The 25818-nt window shown below is 25.2% G+C and carries 23 protein-coding genes and 3 tRNA genes; 13 read left to right on the top strand and 13 right to left on the bottom strand.

Annotated features, from left to right (window positions below):
• Positions 1-2: 2 nt before the first annotated feature.
• From IX46_RS00395 to fliF, 6 genes are read right to left on the bottom strand one after another with little or no spacing between them, the layout of a single operon-like run.
• On the bottom strand, positions 3-1127 hold the full coding sequence (locus IX46_RS00395) for a flagellar hook-length control protein FliK (RefSeq protein WP_053940062.1): 1125 nt from the start codon (positions 1125-1127) through the stop codon (positions 3-5).
• Positions 1105-1575: a flagellar export protein FliJ gene (locus IX46_RS00390; RefSeq protein WP_053940061.1), complete on the bottom strand. Its 471-nt coding sequence runs from the start codon at positions 1573-1575 to the stop codon at positions 1105-1107. Before IX46_RS00390 ends, IX46_RS00395 begins: the two co-directional genes overlap by 23 nt.
• Positions 1576-1626: 51 nt before the next feature.
• On the bottom strand, positions 1627-2985 hold the full coding sequence (locus IX46_RS00385; protein ID WP_053940060.1) for a FliI/YscN family ATPase: 1359 nt from the start codon (positions 2983-2985) through the stop codon (positions 1627-1629).
• Complete coding sequence (locus tag IX46_RS00380) at positions 2985-3656, bottom strand: FliH/SctL family protein (protein ID WP_053940059.1); 672 nt, start codon at positions 3654-3656, stop codon at positions 2985-2987. The genes IX46_RS00385 and IX46_RS00380 overlap by 1 nt, the downstream gene beginning before the upstream one ends.
• Positions 3649-4644: a flagellar motor switch protein FliG gene (locus IX46_RS00375; RefSeq protein ID WP_053940058.1), complete on the bottom strand. Its 996-nt coding sequence runs from the start codon at positions 4642-4644 to the stop codon at positions 3649-3651. Before IX46_RS00375 ends, IX46_RS00380 begins: the two co-directional genes overlap by 8 nt.
• Positions 4641-6308 (bottom strand): flagellar basal-body MS-ring/collar protein FliF, encoded by a 1668-nt coding sequence (gene fliF, locus IX46_RS00370; protein ID WP_053940057.1) that lies wholly within the window; start codon positions 6306-6308, stop codon positions 4641-4643. The genes IX46_RS00375 and fliF overlap by 4 nt, the downstream gene beginning before the upstream one ends.
• Positions 6309-6473: 165 nt before the next feature.
• Between fliF and fliE the strand changes: the two genes are divergently transcribed.
• Positions 6474-6791 (top strand): flagellar hook-basal body complex protein FliE, encoded by a 318-nt coding sequence (fliE, locus tag IX46_RS00365; RefSeq protein WP_053940056.1) that lies wholly within the window; start codon positions 6474-6476, stop codon positions 6789-6791.
• Between the two features lie 105 nt (positions 6792-6896).
• On the opposite strand, the gene IX46_RS00360 is transcribed toward fliE, so the two are convergent.
• Positions 6897-6969, bottom strand: a tRNA-Ala gene (locus IX46_RS00360).
• Between the two features lie 100 nt (positions 6970-7069).
• A complete protein-coding gene (gene gltX / locus IX46_RS00355) occupies positions 7070-8485 on the bottom strand; it encodes a glutamate--tRNA ligase (RefSeq protein WP_053940055.1) in 1416 nt (471 codons plus the stop codon).
• A 170-nt stretch (positions 8486-8655) separates the two neighbouring features.
• Here gltX and IX46_RS00350 point away from each other — a divergent pair.
• A tRNA-Val gene (locus IX46_RS00350) sits at positions 8656-8728 on the top strand.
• Positions 8729-8738: 10 nt separating this feature from the next.
• Positions 8739-8811, top strand: a tRNA-Lys gene (locus tag IX46_RS00345).
• 9 nt (positions 8812-8820) lie between these two features.
• Here IX46_RS00345 and ligA read toward each other — a convergent pair.
• Positions 8821-10833, bottom strand: coding sequence for an NAD-dependent DNA ligase LigA (ligA, locus tag IX46_RS00340; RefSeq protein ID WP_053940054.1), 2013 nt, complete (start codon positions 10831-10833; stop codon positions 8821-8823).
• A gap of 419 nt (positions 10834-11252) precedes the next feature.
• Here ligA and cysK point away from each other — a divergent pair, with 419 nt between their 5' ends.
• The 5 genes from cysK to IX46_RS00315 all read left to right on the top strand — a co-directional run bounded on the left by cysK (position 11253) and on the right by IX46_RS00315 (position 15860).
• On the top strand, positions 11253-12221 hold the full coding sequence (cysK, locus tag IX46_RS00335; RefSeq protein WP_053940053.1) for a cysteine synthase A: 969 nt from the start codon (positions 11253-11255) through the stop codon (positions 12219-12221).
• Positions 12222-12328: 107 nt separating this feature from the next.
• Positions 12329-12586: an HPr family phosphocarrier protein gene (locus IX46_RS00330; protein WP_053940052.1), complete on the top strand. Its 258-nt coding sequence runs from the start codon at positions 12329-12331 to the stop codon at positions 12584-12586.
• A gap of 148 nt (positions 12587-12734) precedes the next feature.
• The gene (gene ptsI / locus IX46_RS00325; protein WP_053940051.1) at positions 12735-14444 is read left to right on the top strand and encodes a phosphoenolpyruvate-protein phosphotransferase PtsI; all 1710 of its coding nucleotides are present in this window, start codon (positions 12735-12737) and stop codon (positions 14442-14444) included.
• 58 nt (positions 14445-14502) lie between these two features.
• On the top strand, positions 14503-15006 hold the full coding sequence (gene crr / locus IX46_RS00320) for a PTS glucose transporter subunit IIA (protein ID WP_053940050.1): 504 nt from the start codon (positions 14503-14505) through the stop codon (positions 15004-15006).
• A gap of 62 nt (positions 15007-15068) precedes the next feature.
• Positions 15069-15860: an undecaprenyl-diphosphate phosphatase gene (locus IX46_RS00315; RefSeq protein ID WP_053940049.1), complete on the top strand. Its 792-nt coding sequence runs from the start codon at positions 15069-15071 to the stop codon at positions 15858-15860.
• A 7-nt stretch (positions 15861-15867) separates the two neighbouring features.
• Here the strand turns inward: IX46_RS00315 and IX46_RS00310 are convergent, their stop codons facing one another.
• A complete protein-coding gene (locus IX46_RS00310) occupies positions 15868-17118 on the bottom strand; it encodes a tRNA CCA-pyrophosphorylase (protein WP_053940048.1) in 1251 nt (416 codons plus the stop codon).
• 160 nt (positions 17119-17278) lie between these two features.
• On the opposite strand from IX46_RS00310, the gene rfaE1 reads away from it, so the two are divergent.
• Complete coding sequence (rfaE1, locus tag IX46_RS00305; RefSeq protein WP_053940047.1) at positions 17279-18223, top strand: D-glycero-beta-D-manno-heptose-7-phosphate kinase; 945 nt, start codon at positions 17279-17281, stop codon at positions 18221-18223.
• 187 nt (positions 18224-18410) lie between these two features.
• A complete protein-coding gene (gene ribB / locus IX46_RS00300) occupies positions 18411-19076 on the top strand; it encodes a 3,4-dihydroxy-2-butanone-4-phosphate synthase (protein ID WP_053940046.1) in 666 nt (221 codons plus the stop codon).
• Here the strand turns inward: ribB and tsaD are convergent.
• Complete coding sequence (tsaD, locus tag IX46_RS00295; RefSeq protein WP_053940045.1) at positions 19071-20087, bottom strand: tRNA (adenosine(37)-N6)-threonylcarbamoyltransferase complex transferase subunit TsaD; 1017 nt, start codon at positions 20085-20087, stop codon at positions 19071-19073. The genes ribB and tsaD overlap by 6 nt on opposite strands.
• Positions 20088-20326: 239 nt before the next feature.
• On the opposite strand from tsaD, the gene rpsU reads away from it, so the two are divergent.
• From rpsU to rpoD, 3 genes are all read left to right on the top strand, one after another.
• Positions 20327-20542 carry a 30S ribosomal protein S21 gene (gene rpsU, locus IX46_RS00290; RefSeq protein WP_053940044.1) on the top strand — a complete coding sequence of 72 codons (216 nt, stop codon included), beginning with the start codon at positions 20327-20329 and terminating at the stop codon, positions 20540-20542.
• 72 nt (positions 20543-20614) lie between these two features.
• Entirely contained in the window at positions 20615-22354 is a 1740-nt protein-coding gene (dnaG, locus tag IX46_RS00285; protein WP_053940043.1) for a DNA primase, read from the top strand.
• Between the two features lie 124 nt (positions 22355-22478).
• Positions 22479-24341 carry an RNA polymerase sigma factor RpoD gene (rpoD, locus tag IX46_RS00280; RefSeq protein WP_053940042.1) on the top strand — a complete coding sequence of 621 codons (1863 nt, stop codon included), beginning with the start codon at positions 22479-22481 and terminating at the stop codon, positions 24339-24341.
• A gap of 102 nt (positions 24342-24443) precedes the next feature.
• On the opposite strand, the gene cysE is transcribed toward rpoD, so the two are convergent.
• Both cysE and secB read right to left on the bottom strand, forming a co-directional pair.
• The gene (gene cysE / locus IX46_RS00275; protein WP_053940041.1) at positions 24444-25271 is read right to left on the bottom strand and encodes a serine O-acetyltransferase; all 828 of its coding nucleotides are present in this window, start codon (positions 25269-25271) and stop codon (positions 24444-24446) included.
• A gap of 57 nt (positions 25272-25328) precedes the next feature.
• Entirely contained in the window at positions 25329-25784 is a 456-nt protein-coding gene (gene secB / locus IX46_RS00270; RefSeq protein WP_053940040.1) for a protein-export chaperone SecB, read from the bottom strand.
• Positions 25785-25818 lie beyond the last annotated feature (34 nt).

The raw sequence follows: 25818 nt of genomic DNA, 5'->3' as shown, positions 1-25818 counted from the left end.
TATTAAACATACGTATCTACACATGCATTATTTTTAAAATTTTTATAAAACATTTGCATTTCACTAGACATTCTAGGCATATTTTTTAAACGAGATAAATTTCGATTTTTTTGCGTGTCAAAAGCATTAGAAATATTAACTTTTTTTAAAAAAATACCATTTTTAATTAAAGAATCATGTAAAAATGGAATGCAACTATTTAAAAAATTTTTAATTTCTATATGATCTGAAATTAATTTTAGTTGCGCTTGATTATTTTTTATTTTAATTTTTACATATATTGTTCCAAGCAACATTGGTGTTAAACGAATTTCAGCTCTGTTATCTTTATTAGAAATAGATAATAACACTTGTTGGCTAATCGCTTTTTTCCACTGAAGACTTTTTTTATTATTTAAAAAAAATGTTGATTTTTTATTTAGTTCAAAGAAATTACTTTTATCTGTTTTTTTTAAGGAATTTATCTCATATATAAAATTATGATTCTTATATAAATTTTTGATAACACATGCGTGTGATGCACTATTTATATGATTTTTAAACAATATAGAATTTTTACTTGCTTTAACAGAATTTTTTTTATTTTTGATCAATGTTAAATGATTAATTTTGCTAAAATTATTTTTACTGCAAGGTTTTTTAAAATAATTAATAACGTTATAATCATGCATTGAAAAATACTTATTTTTAACATTTGTTAAATTATTTAATATTTCATTTTTTTTAAATGTTTGCATGATTTTTCTATTATCTTCTATATTAATTGTGTTTTTATTTTTTGAAGAAAAATGCAATTTTAACTTAAAATTTTGATCTATCTTTTTTTTTTGTTTTTTTATATTAGTATTTTTTTGAACATAAAAGTTACTTTTTATGTTTTTTTTATTGAAAATATTCAACAGATTATTGACTAAAAAATTAATAGATGTAATATCTTCAGTATCTTTTTTCTTTTTTTTTGTAGAAATATTATCAAAATTAATTTCTTGATTTAACAATTTTTTTTTACATGCATTAAAAATAGCTTGGTAAAAATCAAAGCTAGCAACATTAAAACCACAATTATGATCTGAATTTAATAAAATATTACTTTTTAATTCTATATTATTGATACGACTTAAGATCATAATAACTACCTTTTTTAAAAAATTTTAATTGAGAAAATTCATCGTTAATAATATGTTCTTCTAAAATATAACGATTTTGAAAAGATATTATACTTTTTTGATTTAAATAATTCCAAGTTTTTAATTTAATATGATTTTTAAGCCATTGATCTATATTTTTTTTAATTTTTTTTTCATATGTTTTAATAATATCATTATTCTCTTCAACTGCATTATATAACATAGAAATAAAATTTTTGTATACTCTCCAATAATAAATAGGCATTCCTAAGTTTACATTGATATTTAATTTTGTAATATATTCATTTCGAAAATTAATTAATAATTTCAATTGTTCAATATATTTTTTTTTTTGAATATGTAAATTTTGAATATAAATTGCTTTTTGTTTTATTTTTTTCTCTTCTATATTTTTCAAAACACAAAATAAAATTTTTTTATATTTCATAATATATCCTATTGAACAAGAAAAAAATTAATACATGTAAAACAAAATAATTTAACTAAATATTCTATTTAATTCTTCACAAGAAACTAAATAATTACTTTTTTCCGACGGTTTTTGTTGTAAAAATTTTTCTAAATTCGTCCATTTTTTTATAGCATCATCTAAAATTAAATCATTTCCTTTAACATAAGCTCCAATATTGATTAAATCTTTGTTTCTTTGATAAGAAGCTACTAATTTTTTAAAATAGCAAGCTTTTGAATATTGTTCTGGAGTGATAATTTCCGGCATAACACGACTTATAGAAGATTCTATATCAATAGCAGGATAGTGCCCTAAATCTGCATAATAACGAGATAATACAATATGTCCATCAAGTATAGAACGACAAATATGTGAAATAGGATCTTGATCTTCATTATTTTCAGTTAAAACTGTATAAAATGAAGTAATAGATCCTTGATTCTCTGTAGTTCCTGAACGCTCTACTAAAGCAGGAATTTTAAAAAAAACAGAAGATGGATATCCGCGAGAAACTGGTAGTTCACCTAAAGATAGAGATACGTCTCTTTGAGCCATCGCATAACGAGTTAATGAATCCATAATTAACAAAACATGTTTATCTTGATCTCGAAAATATTCAGCTACAGTTGTAGCATATGATGCCGCTTCTATTTGTAATAAAGGAGAAGCGTCAGCTGGAGCTGCTATTACCACAGATTTTGATAAACCATTTAATCCTAATATATTTTCTATAAAATCTTTAACTTCTCTTCCTCTTTCCCCAATTAATCCAATAACTACTACATCTGCTTGTGTATATTTTGCCATCATACCGAGTAAAACACTTTTTCCAATTCCTGAACTCGAAAAAATTCCTATTCTTTGACCTTTTCCAATAGTTAGTAATCCATTTATTGCTCGTATTCCTGTATCGAGTATTTCATTAATTGGTTTTCTATTTAATGGATTAATGCGCTTATTTTCAATAATTTTAAAACATTTTGGATCTAATTCCGATTGTTTATCTAATGCTCTTCCTTTAGCGTTTAAAACTCTACCCAATAACTTCATTCCTAACGGAACTCTTTTAACGAAAGGAGTCATTTTTCTGGATATCTTTAAGAACACTTTAGCACCAGGTAAAATACCATAAGTTTCTTCAAAAGAAAATAATAATGTTTTGTCTTTATTAAATCTAATCACTTCAGCTGAAATATTTAAAACTTTTTCATCTATTATTTTTTCGATAATACACTCAGACCCAATGGAAGCCTTTAAACCTATCACTTCTATTACTGAACCATGTATACTGATTACATAACCATACATAATACAATCAGAAAGACTATTGATTCTATTTTCAAAAGAAGTAATTTTGTCAAATAATTCAGAGTATTTTAATTGCATTAATTCTCCTTCTCTTTTTCAAGAATAATACGATATATTTCTTTCCATCTCGCATGAATAGTACCGTCTATATTACTCTGTTCAGAGAGAATTTTAAAACTATTAATATCAATACTTTTGTCAAAAACTAATTCCCATTTGCTATGTATCGGTTGTTTTAAAATTTTTTCTAATATTTGTTTATTTCCAGGGTGCACAACTAATTTTGGTTGTTTCAAAAAAAAATTATCGTTGTCTACGATTTTTTTTACCCTTTCTAATAAAACTGATTCATTAATTGAAAATTTTTCTCCGACAATATAAGAAGCAACCATTAATATTGTTTTTAGTAACCGTGAAGATAACGTTTTTTCAAAAAAAGACATTGTAGATTCAAAACTTGAGCATAAATTTCGTAACTTATTATTCAATAAAGCATATTTTTTTTCTTTTTCTTCCAGTTGTCTCTGAATGTTTAAAAAAGACAGCTTATTATCATGACAAGATTCTTTTTGTAATCTATTTGAGTTTTTAAATTTATGATTCAACTCATCTTTTTTTTCAGTAGAAAAATCCGTTTCTTTTAAAGCACTTGTATTCCAAAAAACATTATGTTTTTTCTCTGAATTATTTAAAAAAATTTTTTTTGGATGCCATTTTTTCCATTCTTTTTTTAAATCTGAATCAGACATAATACTTTCCTAAATTTTCTATTGAAAACGTACCGTAATCCAAAATATTTCTAATCATCATCACAATTAATTTTTGCTCATTTTCTATAGCTGCATTAGAAACATAAGATTTTTCCTTTAAATAAAGTGATAATTTTTTTGATTTTTCTTCATCCATATTATTTAAAAATTTATTTTTTATAATTTCATTACTACCTTGCAATGCAATATATAGCTTCTCTTCTTCTAAATTCTTTATTAAGCATTTCATCACATTATCATCAATATTTATTATATTTTCAAATGAATATAGTTCTTGAATAATTTTACTAGATAACTCTTTATTAGAACATGCAATTTTCTTTAGTAAATTTTTTTCATTTTCTCTTTCCATAGAGCTTAAAATATTAGCAACAGTTTTAATACCTCCTTTATTTGAAAAGGTAGATTTTTTTTTGTTAATTAAATCGTTGATAATATCTTTTAATTCAACAAATTTTTTTTCTTCAAGACCATTAAATTCAGAAATTTTAATTACAATTTCAATACGTTTTTCTTCTTTAAAAAAAGATAAAACTCGAGCTGATTGATCTGGGTCTAAGTAAACAAGTATCGTTGTGATAATTTGAGCATGCTGCTCTTCCAACAGAGAAGCTAATTTAGATGGTTCCATCGAATTAAGAGATTTAATAGACATTTTAATGTTTCTTATTTCTAAAGCATCACTTAATAAAATAGTTCCTTTTTTTTCGCCTATCGATTTAATTAACATATCAGATATATATTCATCATTATTGTTATAAACTAAATCATTATTTTTCATAAAAAGATCATAACACTCAGCTAATACTTTATTTAATTCTATATTAGAAAAATGATTAATATTCACCATATGATTAACCAATTTTTGCACTTCAAAAGGAGTTAAATATTTTAATACTTCTGATGCTTGATCTGATCCTATTGACATTAATAAAAGCGCGCTCTTTTCAGTACCATTTACAATCATTTTTTATCACTCATCCATTGACGAATAATCGACGCTATAAAACGTGGATTTTGATTAGATATATTACAAATTTGATGAATTAAATTATCTGTTTTTTCTGTATTTAAATGTGTTAAATTTTTTTCTTCGATATTATTCACAAATTCATTTTTATTAGAACTAACAATTTCCTCTGGCGTGCTCTTGTTATTTAATTTTTTATTTTTACGAATACTTTTTGAGAAATAAAAAATATATTTCTTCAAAAAATATAAAACAAATAACGCTGAAATACACCATGGAATTAAAATAGACGCAGTATTAAAAATATTAGATTGATTAAAATTGTTGAACTTAGTTAAAACATGTTTATTATTTTGATTAAACGATTCATTTATTATATGTACACTGTCACCTCTACTTTTAGAATAACCTATAGATTCACAGATTAAATGTTTTATATTTTTTATTTGTTTTGGGCTCAAAAAAATCAATTTTCCATTTTTATCTTTGATAAGATTAATCACTACTGCAGCAGATAATCTTTTAATCTCCCCGATATTCATCTTCATATGTGACAAACTATGATTTAATTCATAATTAATTATATCATCATGATTAATATTAGAATGAGATCTTGTAATCCTATCTTTGGATAATTGAGAATTTTTTATAGCATCAGATTTTTTAGATATATTATTAGAGTTACTATTAAATAAATTATTTTTGTCAAAATAATTGCTATGATCGTCTGTGTTCTGATTTTTTATATTATCGTTAATAATCATTTGATGTGAACGAATGGATTGATTTTGATTATTCCCATTAGGTTCATATCGCTCTTGTGTTTTTTCTTGAGAATTAAAATCAATTTGAGCAGTTACTTGGGCGTGTATGTTTCCCATACCAAATAGTGGTTCTAAAATACTTTGAATTTTATTAATATATCTTGATTCAATTTTTTCAGAATATTTTAATTTTGCATCATTTATTTCATCTGATTCTAATGTAGATTTATTTAATAAATTACCAAATTCATCCACGATCGCAATATTATCTATAGGCAAATCAGATATACTATTAGACATTAAATGCAATATAGCATTGGTTTGGCTTATATTTAATTGTGTTCCGGGTTTTAAACTTAAAATCACTGAAGCTGATGGTTTTTTTTTATCTTGTAAAAATAAAGAATTTTTTTGCATAGCTATATGTATTCGAGCACTTTTTACGATATTAATTCTTTCGATAGTTCGAGCTAATTCACCTTCTAAAGCACGTTGGTAATTAATTTGCTGGTTAAACTGACTAATTCCAAATTTTTCTTTATCTAAAATTTCAAAACCTACTTCTTTATGAAGAAAATTTTTTTCCGATAAATGTAAACGTATATCATAAATTTGATTTTTTGGAACTAATAATTTCCCAGAACTTTCAGAAAACTGATAAGGAATTTTCATTTGATTTAAATAACTAATAACAGATGCTCCATCTTCAGAAGATAAATTACTGTACAAAACTTGATAATCAGAAGATTTCCTCCATACTGAAATAGAAATAGTAGCAATAACTGCTATTACTAATAAAATTATTAAAACACGTGCATTTTTAAAAAAATAAGATAAAAAATTAATAAATTTTTTTTTCTCTTCTGAAATTGATTCTTCTATAGCACTAAAATTCATAACATCTTCCTAATCTAGTAGACAATCTGAATTGTAATTAAACAACAACTAAATTTTACTTGAAATAAAAACATTTGCTGATAAATTATCTATAGCATAAAATATTTATCTTGTAAAAAATATGATATTATTTTAAAAGTTATAATAATAATTTTAGAGGAAGATATGTTTATTGATAACATGCATAACGAAAATATTTATACCAAAATTAATTTTTTAAATAAAGACGAAAAAAACAATCAAAACAATATTCAAGAATCTAACAATTTTGCTCAATTTTTTCAAAAAGCATTAGGTGAAGTGAATAATATTCAAAATCGTGCACAAAAAAATATTGAAAAGTTTGAATTAAATCCATCTTCTATCTCTTTAAATGATGTAATGATAAATTTACAAAAATCTTCTATTTCTATACAATTAGCTATTCAAATTAGAAATAAATTTATATCAGCTTATAAAGAAATAATGAATCAACAGATTTAACTTAAAATGCTGTGCCTAATTATATTTCGCACAGCGCTATAAAGTATCTATAAATTATATTAAAACTGTATAAAAACGGAAATTTTGAAGATTATTTAAACTTTTTGGAGCTAAGCGGAATCGAACCGCTGACATTTTGCATGCCATGCAAATGCTCTACCTACTGAGCTATAACCCCAAAATTATTACAATATAAAAACACATGAACTCTGTCAATTGATTTTTCAATAAAACATTGTTATCTTAATTAACATTTGATTTGAAAATAAATATCTTATTTAAGATTGTATATAAATTTTATTTTTTATAAAAATTATCGCTTTTTTTAATCTTAATAAAGTTTTTTCTTTACCAAGTAAAAACATAACCGAACTTATATTAGGGGAATACTTTTTTCCTGTTAATACAACTCGTAACAACATATTTATTTTTTTTAAATCTATATTTAATGTTGTAGCTTGATTATTGATCACTTCAGTTAACATTTCAATTTTCCAAAAAGATAAATTTTTTATTCTATTAAAAATTTTTTTTAATATATAAATATTGTTCGAAATTAAATATTCATCAGCAGATTGTAGATCAAAAGATTCAAATTCTTCATAAAACAATCTAAAACTAGATACCATATCTTGCAGAGTATGAAAACGATGTTTATATAAATTTAATAAAAATTTTAAATTAGGTCCTTTTTCTATATTGATATTTTCATTTTTCATGTAATCTTTTAAGACATTAGCAATATGATTTACTGGTAAATTATTGATGTAATACTTATTTAACCATAAAAGTTTTTTAATGCTAAAAGAACTAGAAGATTTATTAATAGAATCTAAATTAAATAACTTTTTTAATTCGGAAAAACTAAAGATTTCTTGATCGCCATGAGACCAACCTAATCTTATTATATAGTTGATTAATGCTTCTGGTAAAAAACCTTTTTTATAGTATGCAATAATATTTTCTGAGTTATCTCTTTTAGAAAATTTTTTTCCATTTTCATTGAGTATCATAGAGACATGAGCATAAATAGGTATCTGTGCATTTAAAGATTTTAAAATATTTATTTGACGAGGTGTATTATTAATATGGTCTTCTCCGCGAATGACATGTGTAATATTCATATCTAAATCATCGACGACAACGCAAAAATTATAAGTTGGTATTCCATTAGAACGTTGAATTATAAGATCATCTAACTCTATATTATCAAAGATAATTTTTCCTCTAATTTTATCTTCAAAAGTAACTTTTCCAGAAGTAGGATTTTTAAACCGAACTACATATTTTTTACTAACATGTTTAATTTTTAAGTTTCTACAAACTCTAGTATAACGTGGTTTTTTTCCTTCAGAAATTTGTTTAAAACGCTGTTTTTCTATTTCCTTTTGAGAGCAATAGCATTTATAAGCATTACCTGTATTTAACATAATTTCTATTAGTTCTTTATAACGATCTAATCGTTGAGTTTGAAAGTAAGGACCTTCATCCCAATTCAACCCTAACCATTTCAATCCTTTTAAAATAGACTGAACTGATAATGATTTAGATCTTTCACAATCAGTGTCTTCTATACGAAGTATAAACTTTCCATTATAACGACGCGCAAATAACCAAGAATATAAAGCTGTACGTATACTTCCGATATGTAAATCCCCAGTAGGACTAGGTGCGAAACGAGTTTTAACTTTCATATGTTCCTTGAAATATTTTAAAATATCTATATAAACTTTGAAAATAAATTTTATAGTAATAAATATAGATAATTATTTCATCATAACGATTAAAATTACAACAAACAAATAATCTTTTAAAAAAAAAGATTGACTCTATTTTTCTTATCTTTACAATATAGGTTATTGAAGGGTGATTAGCTCAGTTGGTAGAGCTCCTCCTTTACACGGAGGAAGTCGGCGGTTCGAGTCCGTCATCACCCAGAAAAAATTTGGGTCGTTAGCTCAGTTGGTAGAGCAGTTGACTTTTAATCAATTGGTCGCAGGTTCAAATCCTGCACGACCCAAAAATACAATTAGCGTTCTTTTTTAATTAAAGAATTTAACTCTTCTTCACTAATCATCTTAATATTTAATTTATTTGCCTCAAAAAACTTACTACCAAATTTTTTACCAAATATCAATAAATCTGTTTTTTTAGAAATTTTATTACTAATGCGAGCACCTAATGTAGTTAGAATTTGTTTTAGTTTGATTCTGGAAAATTCTTTAAATTTACCTGTTATAACAATATTTTTATTGAATATATTATTTTTTTTACAAGATGTATCATGATATGGAATAATGTCTAATATTTCTATCAGTTTATCTACTAATTTTCGATTTTCAGAAATAGAAAAATAATTAAATATATTATTAGCAACTACTTTTCCAATTCCATCTATTGATTGTAATTCTTTCCGAGAAGCATTAATGAAATTATCCAAACAAATAAAATAATTAGATAATTTTTGAGATATCATTTCACCTACAGAAAAAATTCCTAAAGAATAAATAAAACGATTCATAGTAGTTTTCTTAGATTTAACTATGGTTTCAATTATTTTAACGCTTTTTTTTTCACCTATATTAGATAAATTTTTGATTTGTTCTTTTTTAAGATAAAAAAAATCTATTAAATTTAAAACAAATTTTTTTTGAATTAATTTATCAATAACTTTAGGGCCTAATCCGTTAGCATCTAATGCATTTTTAGAAAAGAAATGATAAAATAATTTTTTTTTCTGTGCATCACATATTAATCCAGATAGGCAACGGATTATTTTTTCTTCTTTGTTTGAAAATAGTTCTGAATTACATACTGGGCAATAAATTGGAAAAAATACTTTTTTTGCATTTTCAGAACGCTTTTTTATAATTACACTTATAACTTTAGGAATGACATCTCCGGAACGCTTGATAACAATATAATCGTTAAAATGTAGATTTAATCTATTAATTTCGCTGTGATTATATAAAGATGCTTTTTTAATTAATACTCCCGAAATATAAACGGGATTAAAATAAGCTACTGGTGTGATAATTCCAGTTCTTCCTACTTCAAATTTTACATCATATAATTTAGTAATTGCTTCTTTAGAAAAGAATTTAAAAGCAATAGCCCATCTTGGCGATTTACTATTACATCCTATTTTTTTTTGCAAATCAAGCGAATTTAATTTTATAACAATACCATCTATATCAAAATCAAATGATGCACGATTTTTTTCACACTTTCTATAATAATTTAATATTTCTAAATGATTAGAACAAATTAATGTCTCTTTATTAACTGGTATGCCCCAACTTTTTAATTGCATCAACACATCATAATGAGTTTTAAAAATATCTATTTCCTTAAAAAAATTAAATCCATGACAAAAAAACATCAATTTTCTTTGAGCTGTAATTTTAGAATCAATTTGCCTTAAAGATCCAGAAGCTGCGTTTCTAGGATTAGAAAAAAACTTTTTTTTACCTGTATCAGATTGAGTATTTAACTCAAAAAAATCAGATTTTAACATAAAAACTTCACCACGTATTTCCAATCTTTTTGGTATATTAAATCCATTTAATTTTAATGGAATAGATTTAATTGTTTTTACATTTTCTGTAATATTTTCCCCAAAAAAACCATCACCTCGAGTTGCAGCTCGAATTAAATTCCCTTCTTCATAAATTAAACTCACTGCTACTCCATCAATTTTTAACTCGCAACAAAAATTTATTGTAGAATTAATTATGCATTTTTTCTGAATTCTATTTTCAAATTTTAAATATCCATTTAAATCAAATGTGTTTTCTAAAGATAACATAGGAAAAAAATGCGCTACCTTTTTAAACTTGTTCAGCACATTTGCACCTACTTTCTGAGTCGGTGAATCAAACGTAATAAACTGTTTATGTTTTAATTCTAAATTATATAGTTGATTTAATAAGTAATCATACTCTGCATCAGAAACAATCGGTTGATCTAAAGTATGATAAAAATAATCATATTTCAAAATTGCTTTACGTAATTTATTAATTTTATGTTTAATTTTTTTCATAAATATACTAGATACTAAATTAGCATGATAATAGAAATTATATTAAAAATTTTAATCAAAAATATTAATATTTTTATAATATAATTTTACAATATAAAAATATTTTATCTTAAATATAAAGAAATTATAAAAAATAAAATTTTTATTCTATTAATAAGTTAAAAGAATATTATTTTATACACTAGATATACATAAGAAATAAAATAACATGAAATTTAATATACAAACAACAACATGCTATTTATTAATTACAGAAATAAAATACTTTAAAATTAATTTTATTAATTTATGAAAATAAATTTTTCTAATAATTATTAAAAAGTATAATAAAAAATATACATTTAATAAATTTCGAAAATAAGCAAATAATAAAACAAATCTTTACATCACATACTATCAATTTTAAAAAATGGAAAAAAATGAGTAAAATATATCAAGATAATTCATTCACTATTGGAAATACACCGATTGTCCGTTTAAATAACATAGGTAATGGAAACATTTTAGTAAAAATAGAATCTAGAAATCCAAGTTTTAGCGTGAAATGTAGAATTGGTGCTAATATGATATGGGACGCAGAAAAAAAAGGAAATTTGAATAAAAATATTACTTTGCTTGAATCGACAAGTGGAAATACAGGTATAGCTTTAGCATATGTTGCAGCGGCTCGAAATTATAATTTAGTCCTTACCATGCCAGAATCAATGTCTATCGAAAGAAAAAAACTTCTAACATCTTTGGGGGCAAAATTAATTTTAACAGATAGAAAAGATGGAATGAAAGGAGCAATTCGTAAAGCAAATGAAATCGCATCTTTAAATAAAAATAAATATTTGTTATTAAAACAATTTGAAAATCCTGCTAACCCAGAGATACATGAAAATACTACAGGCCCAGAAATTTGGAACGACACAAACGGTAATGTAGATATATTAGTTGCGGGAGTAGGAACTGGTGGAACAATCACAGGAATAACAAGATATATAAAAAATATTAAAAAGAAAAAAGATTTTATTAGCATTGCTGTAGAGCCTTCAGAATCACCTGTAATTACTCAATTTTTATCATGCAAAAAAATAAATCCTGGATTACATAAAATTCAAGGTATCGGAGCTGGTTTTATTCCAAAAAACTTAGATTTAAGTTTGATTGATAAAGTAATTACAATATCAAGTGAAGAAGCAATATTATATGCTCAAAAAATAATGCAACAAGAAGGAATATTAGCTGGTATTTCGTCTGGTGCTGCTATTGCAGCAGCCATAAAAATACAAAATCAAAAAAAATTTTCAAATAAAAAAATAGTAGTAATACTACCTTCTTCTGGAGAACGCTATTTAAGTACAGAATTATTTACTACAGAATTTCAAAATAGAAATAACAATTAAAAAATACAACTTCTTTAATGAAAAAATAATAAAAATTTTATTATAGAAGTTGTATTTTAACATTTAAAATAAAATATCTCTATAATTAAATATACTAAGGAAAACAAATGTTTCAAAACGAAATAAAAATTACTGCATCACATGGATTGCATACTCGACCTGCAGCTGAATTTGTAAAAGAAGCAAAAAAATTTCTTTCTGATATCTCTATTATCTATAATGGAAAATCTGTTAATGCGAAAAGTTTATTTAAAATTCAAACACTTGGTTTAGTTTATGGAAGTGTAATTACGTTATCTGCAGAAGGAAAAGATGAAAAAAAAGCTATTGAACATTTATCTAAAATAATGACAGAATTAGAATAAATCATAATTCAAAACAATTTATGAATTTTTATAAAGATACCGGAGGTTTAATACTGCTTCCGGATTACTCATATAAAAATATATTCGCCTGACATTTAATCTTTTCCTCTCTGAAACAAATATAAAATTTATAGTTAAAGGTAATGTTATGATTTCGGGCATTTTAGCATCACCGGGTATAGCTTTTGGCAATGCTCTTTTATTGCACAATGAAAATATTGTCATCAACCGGAAAACAATTTCTATCGAGAATATCGAAACAGAAATAAATAAATTTTTTAATGGACGACAAAAATCAGTAAATCAATTAACAGAAATCAAATTAACTACAGGGAAAAAATTCGGTAAAAAACAAGAAGGTATTTTTGAAGGTCATATCATGCTTCTCGAAGATGAGGAGTTAGAAAAAGAAATAATAGACTTAATCAAAGAAAAAAAAATGTCAGCAGCAGAAGCCACCGAATATGTAATTAATATACAAGCGCAAACATTGGAAAAAATAAAAGATGAATATTTAAAAAATAGAGCGGTTGATGTAAGAGATATTGGTCTTCGTTTGTTAAAAAACATACTGAATATCAATATTATTGATTTAAATAATATAAAAAATAAAGTGATTTTAATTTCAAAAGATCTTACTCCTTCAGAAACTGCACAAATTAATTTGAAATATATATTAGGATTTATTACAGATTTAGGCGGTCCAACATCACATACTTCAATTATGGCAAGATCACTTGAAATCCCTGCAATTGTAGGTACTGGAAATATTACGAATCAAGTAAAAAACAATGATTATATTATTTTAGATTCAATTAATAATCAAATTCTTATCAATCCTTCTAGTGAATTGATAAACAATAAAAAAGAAGTAGAAAAAAAATATTTTTTTCAAAAAAACAGTTTTAAAAAATTAAAAAACTTACCAGCAACTACAATTGATGGACATAATATTACAATTGGTTCAAATATTGGAAATATTCAAGACGCTGAATCAGCAAAGAAAAATGGAGCTGAATGTATTGGTCTTTACCGAACAGAATTTTTATTTATGGGTCGTAATACTCTACCTACAGAACAAGAACAATTTCAAGCATACAAAGAAATTGCGGAAACTATGGAGAATAAATCAGTCATTATAAGGACTATGGATATTGGTGGAGATAAAGATTTGCCATATATGAATCTCCCAAAAGAAGACAATCCATTTCTTGGATGGAGAGCTATACGTATTTTAATGGATAGAAAAGAAATTTTACATACTCAGTTAAAAGCAATACTTAGAGCTTCTGCTTTTGGTAAAATATGTATTTTATTTCCTATGATTATATCTGTAGAGGAAATTAGAATATTAAAAAAAGAGATTACAAAATTAAAAAATCAACTAGATAATAATAACGTATTATTTGATAAACACATTAAAATTGGAGTCATGATAGAAACTCCTGCATCAGCTATAATAGCGGAATATTTAATAAAAGAGGTAGATTTTTTCAGCATTGGTACAAATGATTTAACACAGTATACTTTAGCTGTTGATCGAGGTAACGATTTAATTTCACATTTATATAATCCTATAAGCCCGTCTGTATTAAAATTAATTAAAAACGTTATCGATGTTGCACATCAACATAAAAAATGGACTGGTATGTGTGGAGAATTAGCAGGAGATGAACGTGTTACTGCTCTTTTATTAGGCATGGGTTTAGATGAATTTAGTATGAGTTCAACAAGCATTCCTAAAATTAAAGAAACTATTCGACAAATATCTTTTTCTAAAGCTCAAAATTTAGCTAAAAAAATATTAACTTTATCTACAACAGAAGAAATATTTAATTTATTAAATCAATTTAATTAAGGAGTTATTTAATTTTTAAAATACAAAAATTAATAATAGAAGTACTTAGGAGAATAAAATGGGTTTATTATCAGATTTTTTTAATAGAAAAAAATCTAATTTTTTAAAAAAAATAGAAATTTTTGCACCTATATCAGGTGAAATAATAAATATTGAAGACGTACCAGATATAGTGTTTTCAAAGAAAATTGTAGGTGATGGTATTGCAATCAAACCATCCGGAAATAAAATACTCTCTCCAATTAATGGAACTATTAGTAAAATACTTACCAGTAAACATGCTTTTTCAATTCTTTCAGAGGATGGAGTTGAATTATTTGTACATTTTGGAATTGATACAGTCAAACTAAAAGGAGAGGGTTTTAAACAAATAGCAAAAGATAATCAAAACGTAAAAATAGGAGATACTATTATATTATTAGATCTAAATATATTAGAAAAAAAAGCACGTTCTATTTTAACTCCAATAGTAGTATCTAATATTGAAAAGTTTAAAAAAATAGAGAAATCATCAGGCTCTATCATAGCCGGTAAAACAATAATTATGTCTTTATATAATTAATTCTTAAAAAATAAAAACGGTGCTATTATTTTAGTGCCGTTTTATCTAGAAAAGAGAAAACAATGGTATATATTTATAAATTCATTATTTCTATAATTACTGGTGCAATCGAAGGAATAACAGAATTTTTACCTATTTCATCAACAGGTCATATAATTATTATTAGCCATTGGCTAGGAATTTCACATAAAAATACAGACGTGTTAAAAATATTTGTTCAATTAGGATCAGCGATAGCAATACTAATATTTTTTTTTAAAAAAATAATAAATATAGTAACATTTAAAAGACGAAAAAAAAGAACAAAAAATATTCATATTTTAATATCTCTTATACCTACAGCATCTTTAGGTATGATATTTTATAACGATATTAAATTGTTATTTAATATTAAAAATATTATGTATGCATTAATTTTTGGAGGTTTTTTTCTTATTATTTCTGAAATTTTTAAACCTAAAAAAAATAAAATTAATTCTATTAATGACATCAGTGTGTTGCAATCCTTTATTATTGGATGTTTTGAAACGCTATGCTTGTATCCAGGATTTTCAAGATCAGGTGCTACTATAGGAAGCGCAATACTATTAGGTATAAAACGTTCTGTTGCAATAAATTTTTCTTTTATTATTTCAATTCCTTTGACAATAGGTGCATCAATTTTAGACTTAATAAAAAATATAAATAATATGAGTACTAATCATATACCATATTATTTAAGTGCATTTTTTATATCTTTAATAATTTCTTTGATTTCAATTAATAAACTCATTAAAATACTTAACAAATTTTCATTAAAAATTTTTGGATTTTATCGTGTTATATTAGCTAGTGTAATTTATTTCATAAACTAAAATATGATTAAAACAATTTTTTAACATTTTTTATTCTCCATAAATCTAATTTTTTAATTCTTATTCTGTTTAATTCATTTTTGATTTGATTTCCTGTAAATCCTTTCTTCAAAATTGATTTAATAGATATATCTCGTACAATATAAAAAGATTTTTGTAAGAATAAACCAGGTGATAAATTAATATCAGAATAATCATTTAATATATAATTCTGAGATGTATTATGTAAAAAATTAAAATTGCTTAAAAATAAAAATTTTTTAATGCGATCTGGTTTTCTCCAGGCATCTATTTTACAAAAAAAATGCACAATATTTTTAGAAGATTGATACTTTATTGAATTTAAAAAATTATAAAAACCAGCGCTTAATATAGCTATTTCTTTAATATTTGTAGGAATGTTCAGACGATTGCAAAAATTTTGAACAATAGATGCAGAAATTTGATCGTAAAATTTTTTCTTAAAAATATTGTTTGTATTTAAAGAAAAGAATTGAAATATATAAGAAAAGCGTATGGAAATATCTTCAGTTAAAGTAGATATTTTAGATAAACCTTTTGACAAAAAAAAGTTATTTAAATAATTCAAATAATTTGTAAAAAATAATTCTTGTTGATATAAAAAATATATTTCTGGAAATATTAAGTTAAGAGCTCCACAAGAATATAAAACCTGAAAATAAACATGCGGATTTTTAGTTTTAAACGCTTTTTCAGTTTCACTCCAAACTCTATTTATAGTTAAATACAATAGTTCTTTTTTTTTAACTATTTCGCGCATTAAAAACATAGTTTCTGTAGCAACGCGAAATCCTAAATGCATTAATTGAGCTGCAAATCTTGCTGTTCGTAAAACACGTAATGGATCTTCAGTAAAAGATGTCGAAATATGACGTAACAAACGATGTTCTAAATCTTTTTTACCTTGGTATGGATCGATATAGTTTCCATTCTTATCTTGAGCAATAGCATTAATTGTTAAATCGCGTCTAATTAAATCTTCTTCTAAAGTTATATACGAACTAAAATCAGTATGAAAATTAGTATGACCTTTTCCTAATTTTCTATCTTTTCTTGCTAAAGCATATTCTTCCCGTGTTTTAGGATGTAAAAAAACTGGAAAATCTTTACCTACTTGTTGAAATTTTTTTTTCAATAAAATTTCTTTAGTAGCTCCAACTACGACCCAATCTCTATCTTTAATTGGTAAATTTAATAATTGATCACGAACAGCGCCGCCAACTAAATATATTTTCATAAAAATTTTCTCACATTAAAAAATATTATTTTAAATAAAAAAAATAAAATACTTAAATGTTTAAAGATTATTTGTAATAATTAAAGACTGTAATAATTTTATAGATAATATTAATATATAAAAACATAATACATTTTAATAACATCTTAAAGGATTCTTAATGAAAAAAGAAATCATTGATTTTAATAATGCACTTGTTCTTGTAGTTGGCGATTTGATATTAGATTGTTATTGGTATAGTAAAAATTACTATATGATACCAGAACAATCAATGCCTGTGGCATTAATTGAAACAATTATAGAACAACCAGGAGGAGCAGGAAACGTAGCTAAAAATATTGCAGAAATAGGTGGAAAATGTAAAATAGTTGGTTTAATTGGTGAAGATGTTGAAGGTTCAATATTAAAAAAACTTCTTAATCATATAAATATTTGCTCTGATTTTATCAGTATAAAAAATAGTAAAACAATTAAAAAAATCAGAATTTTATCGGAAAAAAAACAGCTAATGCGATTAGACTTTGAAGAAAAATATGTTTTTGATAATTTTCATTTGTTATATGAAAAAATTATCAATTCATTAAAATATTATAAAGTTTTAATATTATCAGATTATGCAAAAGGAACGTTATTTCAGATTAAAAAAATTATTAGTTTAGCAAAAAAAATGTCTATTCATATACTGATAGATCCTAAAGGAATAGATTTCAAGAAATATTCTGGTGCTAGTTTGTTAACACCGAATCTTTCTGAATTTGAGAAAATAGTAGGAAAATGTCACGAAGAAAAACAAATATTTAAAAGAGGAATGGAATTAGTATCTGAACTAAATTTATCAGCATTATTAGTTACTCGATCCAAAGATGGTATGACATTATTTCAGCCTAAAAAAAAACCAATACATTTTCCAGCAATATCTAAAATAGCATCAGATGTAACAGGTGCAGGGGACACAGTAATTTCAATCATTGCCTCTGCTTTAGCCACAGGTTACTCTTTGGAAGAGTCATGTTTTTATGCCAATATTGGCGCAAGTATAGTTATACAAAAGATAGGAACTGAAACGCTAAATATTAACGAATTAAATACAGTTTTAAATATATAAAAATATATTTAAAAATAAATTTTATATCTAAATATTATACATAATACTTAGATATAAAATATATGATCTTTTTAAGATTGCTCTTAACTTTTATTCAAGATATAATATGACTGATTTTTAAAATAATTTTTACATATAAAATTTTTTAAATTATTTTTAATAGCTTAATTCAACCAAGGTTTTCAAAATGAATCAAAAACTACTTTATGAATTTGGAAAACCTATAGAACGTGTAGAAAGAGCAATATTAGCTCTTAAATCTGGACAAGGAATTATCATACTAGATGATGAAAATAGAGAAAATGAAGGAGATCTTGTTTTTTCCTGTGAAAAAATGACAGTAGAGCAAATGGCTTTAACAATTAGATATGGTAGTGGTATTGTATGTCTATGTATTACAGAATCTCAGCGAAAAAAATTAAATTTACCTATGATGGTTAAAAACAACACAAGCACTTATCAAACACCATTTACAGTTACAATAGAAGCGGCTAAAGGTATTTCTACTGGTGTATCAGCTCGAGATAGATTAACAACTATACAAGCAGCTATCGCAGATAATGCTAAACCTAGTGATTTAAACAGACCAGGTCATGTATTTCCTTTAAGAGCTAACATAGGAGGAGTTTTAGCAAGATCTGGTCATACAGAAGCAGCTGTTGAAATAGTATCCCTTGCTGGCTTTAAACCAGCCGGAGTAATCTGCGAGCTAACTAACAAAGATGGATCTATGTCTCGAACACCTGAAATTATCAAATTCTCAAAAAAAAATCAAATGACAATACTCACTATAAAAGATTTAATTCTATATATTCAAAACAACAGATTTTTAAAAAGTTCTTCTTTATTATAATACAGATAAATTATCTAAAGACCACTTCGGTTTTACTGTGATTTCTAATGAAGAAGAAATGCTTATTTTATTATAATATAGCGACCCTAAATAAGCAATCATTGCACCATTATCTGTACAAAATTCGGGACGAGCATAAAATACTTTTCCATTGAAAACTTCTTGCATCATAATTTTTGACTTGTCACGTAATATTTTATTTGCACTGACACCTCCTGCAATAACTAAATTATTCCATTTTTTTTGATGTAAGGCTTTTTTAGTTTTAATCAATAATATATCAATAACTGCTTCTTCAAAAGCTTTTGCAACATTTGCTTTTTGTTGAATATTTAAAGTTTTATTTTTAATAACGTTCGCCGTAAAAGTTTTCAAACCTGAAAAACTAAAATTTAAATTAGAATGATTTTTCATAGGACGAGGAAACTTTAAATTAATTTTTACACCCTTTTTAGCCAAATTAGATAATTCATAACCATTAAAATACTTTAAACCTAGTAATTTTGATATTTTATCAAAAGCTTCACCTGCCGCATCGTCTAAAGAATTGCCAAGAATTTCATATTTTCCTAATTGATAAGCTGCGATAATTTGAGTATGTTTACCGGAAACTAGTAACCCAATAAATGGAAAAGTAATTGCACGAGAGTCTAACATTGGCGATAATAAATGTGCCTCCATATGATTTACTGGTAATACAGGGATATTTAAAGCCAATCCCAAAGTACGAGCAAAAGTAGCACCAACTAACAAAGATCCAACTAATCCAGGTCCCGCAGTATACGTAATAAGATCAATATCTTTTTTACAATTTATTTTTTTAAAAATTTTATCTAGTAAAACAATTACTTTTTTTGAATGTGCACGTGATGCTAGCTCTGGAATAATTCCTCCATAATTAGCATGTATTTCTTTTTGATTATATAATTCATTTATTACTAAACCTTTAAGGTTATCATAAACAGCTATACCAGTATCATCACACGATGTTTCAATACCTAATATTTGCATTTCTACGCCTATTTATTTTTTTTCAAATCATTTAAAATTAAATAACAAAAACAACGTTCAAATAAAAAATTAACTTTTCTTTTAATAAAAAAGAATTAAATTTTCAAAGATGATACTTTACAATACAATGTTAATTAAGATAGGATTTATTTCATATAATAAAATAACACTCATTTGCAAAAATTTACATATTATAAGTGTAAATCTAATACAAATTATATAATTGAGGTAAATATTAAATGCCAATAATAAAAGTACGTGAAAATGAACCATTTGACGTTGCATTACGTCGTTTTAAAAGATCCTGTGAAAAAGCGGGCATTTTAGCAGAAATACGTAGAAGAGAATTTTACGAAAAACCTACTACTGAAAGAAAACGAGCCAAAGCTTCTGCTATAAAACGTTTAGCAAAAAAACTTACACGAGAAAACGCAAAAAGAATTCGAATGTATTAAAATACTTTAAAACGATATAAAAAATAAAACAACCGTTCTTTGAAAAGAACGGAATTCTATTATAAAAAATCTATGTCTGGAAAAATACCTAAACATTTTATTAATGATCTGTTGTATCGAACAAACATCGTTGAAGTTATTGATTCAAGAATAAAATTAAAAAAAAAAGGTAAAAATTATCAAACTCACTGCCCTTTTCATAATGATAAAACACCATCATTTACAGTTAGTTACGAAAAACAATTTTACTATTGTTTTGGGTGCAATATACACGGAAATGTAATTGACTTTTTAATCAATTATGAAAATTTAAATTTTATAGAAAGTATTGAAGAACTCTCTTTAATGCATGGGCTTTCAATACCATTTGAAAACAATATAATACCTAATAACAATGATTATTTTAAAAAACAAAAACTATACTTATTAACTAATCAAATATCTCAATTGTATGAAAAAAACTTAATGTTGACTAGTGCCGCTTATAATTATCTTGTTCATAGAGGTATTAGTAAAAGTATCATGGAATATTTTTGTATTGGATTTTCCAACTTTACTTGGGACTTATTTGTTAAAAAATTACATATTAACAAAAAATTAGAAACAGAATTATTAAATAATAAAATTATTTCTATTAATAATAAAAAAAAAATATACGATCCTTTCCAAGGACGAATAACATTTCCTATACATGACAAATATGGAAGAACTATAGGTTTTGGAGGCAGAACAATAAAACAAATTCTTCCAAAATATATAAATTCAACTGAAACAAGCATTTTTTATAAAGGTAATCAAATTTACGGATTATATCAAGTAAAAAAGAAACACTTGAAGCCAAAATATCTATTAGTTGTAGAAGGATATATCGATGTTATTATGCTAACACAAAATAATATTGATTATGTCGTGTCTACTTTAGGGACATCAATTACAAAAGAACAGATAAAAATACTTTTTCGCAATACAGATACAGTTATATACTGCTATGATGGTGATAATGCAGGAAGAAATGCTGCTTGGAGAACTTTAAAAATCACGTTGCCATATATCTCTGATAAAAAAACTGTTAAATTTATAGTATTACCCGAAAACGAAGACCCAGATACTATTATTAAAAAAGAAGGAGAACAAAAGTTTCATTTGCGTATTAAGAATGCTATAACAATGTCTAAATTTTTTTTTAAAAATATTCTCAAAGGTATTGATTTATCTTCTAGTGATGATAAATTTCATTTAAGTGTAAATGCCTTACCGTTAATAAATTCTATACCTAGTGATACAATACAAATTTATTTAAGACAAATATTAGCACGAATAATAGGAATTTTAGATGACTATCAATTTGAAAAATTTTTGCAGCAAAAAATGCAAAAACATAAAATTTTAAAATGTACAAATAAACCGACTTTAATGCGCACTCTTATCGGATTGCTGGTTCAGAACCCTAATTTATCTAAGTTAGTAAATTCAACAAAGAAATTTAAAAATTCAAAAATAAAAGGAATTCCGATTTTTTTAGAAATTTTAAAAACATGTTTAGAAAACCCAAGTTTTAATACAGGTCAATTACTAGAATTTTATAGAAATAGTAAAATAATTCATATTTTAAAAATTCTCTCAACTTTAGATCATATGATAGTTGAAGAAAAAATTCAAAATGTTTTTTTAGATCTATTAAACAACATATATAAAAAAGATCTCGAAAAAAGACAAGAGTATCTAATTTCAAAAGAAAGAATACATGGACTGACAAAAAACGAAAAAAAAGAAATTTGGTCTATTAATAAAAAATTAAAAAATAGTGAATAATTTTTTATTTTTTCTATTAAAATTGTCTGATAACATACCTTAAAATTAAAATAATTCCATATATTAATTGTTGACTAAGCAGTCAATTAATATTCATCACATTAACAAAATTTGGATATTCGCTATGGAGCAAAACCCAAAGTCACAACTTAAGCTGCTGGTTACGCATGGCAAGGAGCAAGGGTATTTAACCTACGCCGAAGTGAATGATCATCTTCCAGAAGATATTATTGATTCTGAACAAATCGATGACATTATTCAGATGATTAATGATATGGGGATTCAAGTCGTCGAAGAAGCACCTGATGCAGATGATTTAATTTTAAATGAAATAAATACAGATACAGATGAAGATGCGGTAGAAGCAGCTGCTCAAGTTTTATCAAGTGTTGAATCTGAGTTAGGGAGGACAACTGACCCTGTTCGAATGTATATGAGAGAAATGGGTACTGTTGAATTACTTACACGAGAAGGTGAAATTGATATAGCAAAACGTATTGAGGAGGGAATTAATCAAGTGCAATCTTCAGTATCCGAGTATCCCGAAGCTATTACTTATCTTTTAGAGCAATATGACAGAATCAAAACTGGTCAGATAAAATTATCTGATATAGTCACAGGTTTTGTTGATCCTAATGTAGAAGAATTATCACCTATTACTAATAATAGCATACACTTAGGATCTGAACTGTTAGATGAACTTTCTAGCGATAAAGTGCATGATGACAATGAAGAGGACGAAGAAGATGAAGACAATGAAGAAGATGAAGATAATAGCATTGATCCAGAATTAGCAAACGAAAAGTTTTCTGCATTACGTAAGCAATATACTAATACAAGTAATACGATCAAAAACAAAAATAGAAAACATAAAGATGCATTACTAGAAATTTATAATCTTTCAGAAATTTTTAAACAATTTAGATTAGTTCCAAGGCAATTCGATCATTTAGTAAACAATATGCGCGATATGATGGAAAGAGTGAGAAAACAAGAAAGAATAATTATGCGATTATGTGTTGAGGAATGCCGAATGCCAAGAAAAAATTTTATAAAAATTTTTTCAGGTAACGAAACGAATATCAATTGGTTGATAAAAGAAAAAAGTTTAAATCAACCTTGGTCTAAAAAAATACAAAAAATTGAAGAAAAAATTTTTATAAGTATAAAAAAATTAAGTAATATAGAACAAGAAACAGGCTTAAAAATCGAAGAAGTAAAAGATATCAATAAAAGAATGTCTATTGGGGAAGCAAAAGCAAAAAGAGCAAAAAAAGAAATGGTAGAAGCCAATTTAAGATTAGTTATTTCCATTGCTAAAAAATATACCAATAGAGGACTACAGTTTCTAGATTTAATTCAAGAAGGAAACATTGGTTTAATGAAAGCAGTAGATAAATTTGAATATCGTAGAGGGTATAAATTTTCCACTTATGCCACTTGGTGGATCAGACAAGCAATTACTCGTTCAATTGCAGATCAAGCTCGCACTATTCGAATCCCTGTTCATATGATAGAAACTATCAATAAACTCAATCGTATTTCTAGGCAAATACTACAAGAAACAGGACGTGAACCAACTCCTGAAGAGTTGTCTGAAAAAATGTTAATTCCTGAAGATAAAATTAGGAAAGTTTTAAAAATAGCAAAAGAACCTATATCTATGGAAACACCTATAGGAGATGATGATGATTCTCATTTAGGTGATTTTATAGAAGATACAACATTAGAACTTCCATTGGATTCAGCTACATCTGAAAGTTTAAGATCAGCTACACATGACGTTTTATCAGGACTTACAGCTCGTGAAGCTAAAGTTCTTCGTATGCGTTTTGGGATTGATATGAATACAGATCATACTTTAGAGGAAGTAGGAAAGCAATTTGACGTGACCCGAGAAAGAATAAGACAAATAGAAGCAAAAGCATTAAGAAAACTACGTCATCCAAGTAGGTCAGAGGTATTGCGTAGTTTTTTAGATGATTGATATTATATCGTATCAGTTAAAAATGAAACTTCTGTAATAAATCATCATAATATATCGATGATATTTTTAATAAAAGACAGGAGTTTTAATTTTTAAAACATACTAAATACCATCTCCATATTGTATTTTTTCTATATAATCTAAAAAATTATTTTGATCTTCTTTAAGAAAAGCAGTGGAATTAGTTAATTTTTTGACAATTTTTGCAGGAATACCAGCAACTGTAACACATGGAGGAATATCTTGTAAAACTACTGATCCAGCTCCTATTTTAGTTTGAGAACCAATTTCAATATTGCCTAATACTTTTGCTCCTGCACCGATACTAACTTTTTTTCTAATTACTGGATGTCTATTTTTGCTATTATTTTTTCCTGTTCCGCCTAGAGTAACAGAATGTAAAATCGAAACATCATCTTCTATAATGACTCCTTCTCCAATAACAATGCCAGTGGCGTGATCAAGCATGATTCCAGAACCAATACATGCTGCTGGATGAATATCAACTGCAAAAACAGTAGAAATTCTACTTTGAAAATATGTTGATAATTCATGTTGTTTTTCGTTCCAAAGATAATGACTTATTCTGTACGATTCTAATGCATGAAAACCTTTAAAATATAAAAAAGGAGTTAAATAGTTATTTACAACGGGATCTTTTTCAAAAATCGCTTTCAAATCTTTAATTGCTAAATGCAACATAAAAAAATTTTTTAAATATATTCTATCTAAAATATCTTTTATATTCTTTTCGGGAATAATTGAAGTAGATAGTTTCGTTGATAATATATAACTTAAGGAGCTACTGAATGTTTTATGTTTCAATATACTTTCTTGATATAAATTAGATAGAATCGGTTCTTTTTTTAATGCATTTTTAGATTCGTATAATATTGTATTCCACAATTCTAAAATCTCTGTAAAACACATGTTTTCTCCTTAAAATAATGTTTAAATAAATTAATTCATTATGCAATATTTAAAATATTATTTTGTATTAATATTGTTTTTTTTAAATTCTGAATTGGTATTTAAAATATCATCAAAATTAATGGGAACAAGATTTAATTGTGGAAAACTTCCAAAAGATACTAAACTAGAAATACATGCTCTAGCATATGGAAATAAAATATTCGGACAATATGAATTTATACAATGTTCTAATTCTTTTCCATCTAGATTAGAAATAAAAAAAATACCTGCTTGATATACATCACATAAAAAAACTAAATCTTTTTTATTTTCTACTATTACTCTTACTTGTAAAATAATTTCAAAAACATTTAATTTTATTTTCTTAATATCTGTATTTAAATTAAATTGTATAGTTGGAACAAATTGTTTCTCAAAAATTCCTGGTGTATTTGGTGCCTCAAAAGAAATATCTTTTACATAAATTCGCTGAATTATGAAAACTTTTTTCTTCAGTTTTTGTTCTAACATAGAATATTCCCATTCTTAATATTTAACTAAAAAT

The sequence above is a fragment of the Buchnera aphidicola (Aphis glycines) genome, from assembly GCF_001280225.1.
Classification (GTDB): Bacteria; Pseudomonadota; Gammaproteobacteria; order Enterobacterales; family Enterobacteriaceae; genus Buchnera; species Buchnera aphidicola_E.
The sequence above is the reverse complement of the archived record's forward strand: the minus strand, read 5'-3'. Positions and strand labels throughout refer to the sequence as shown.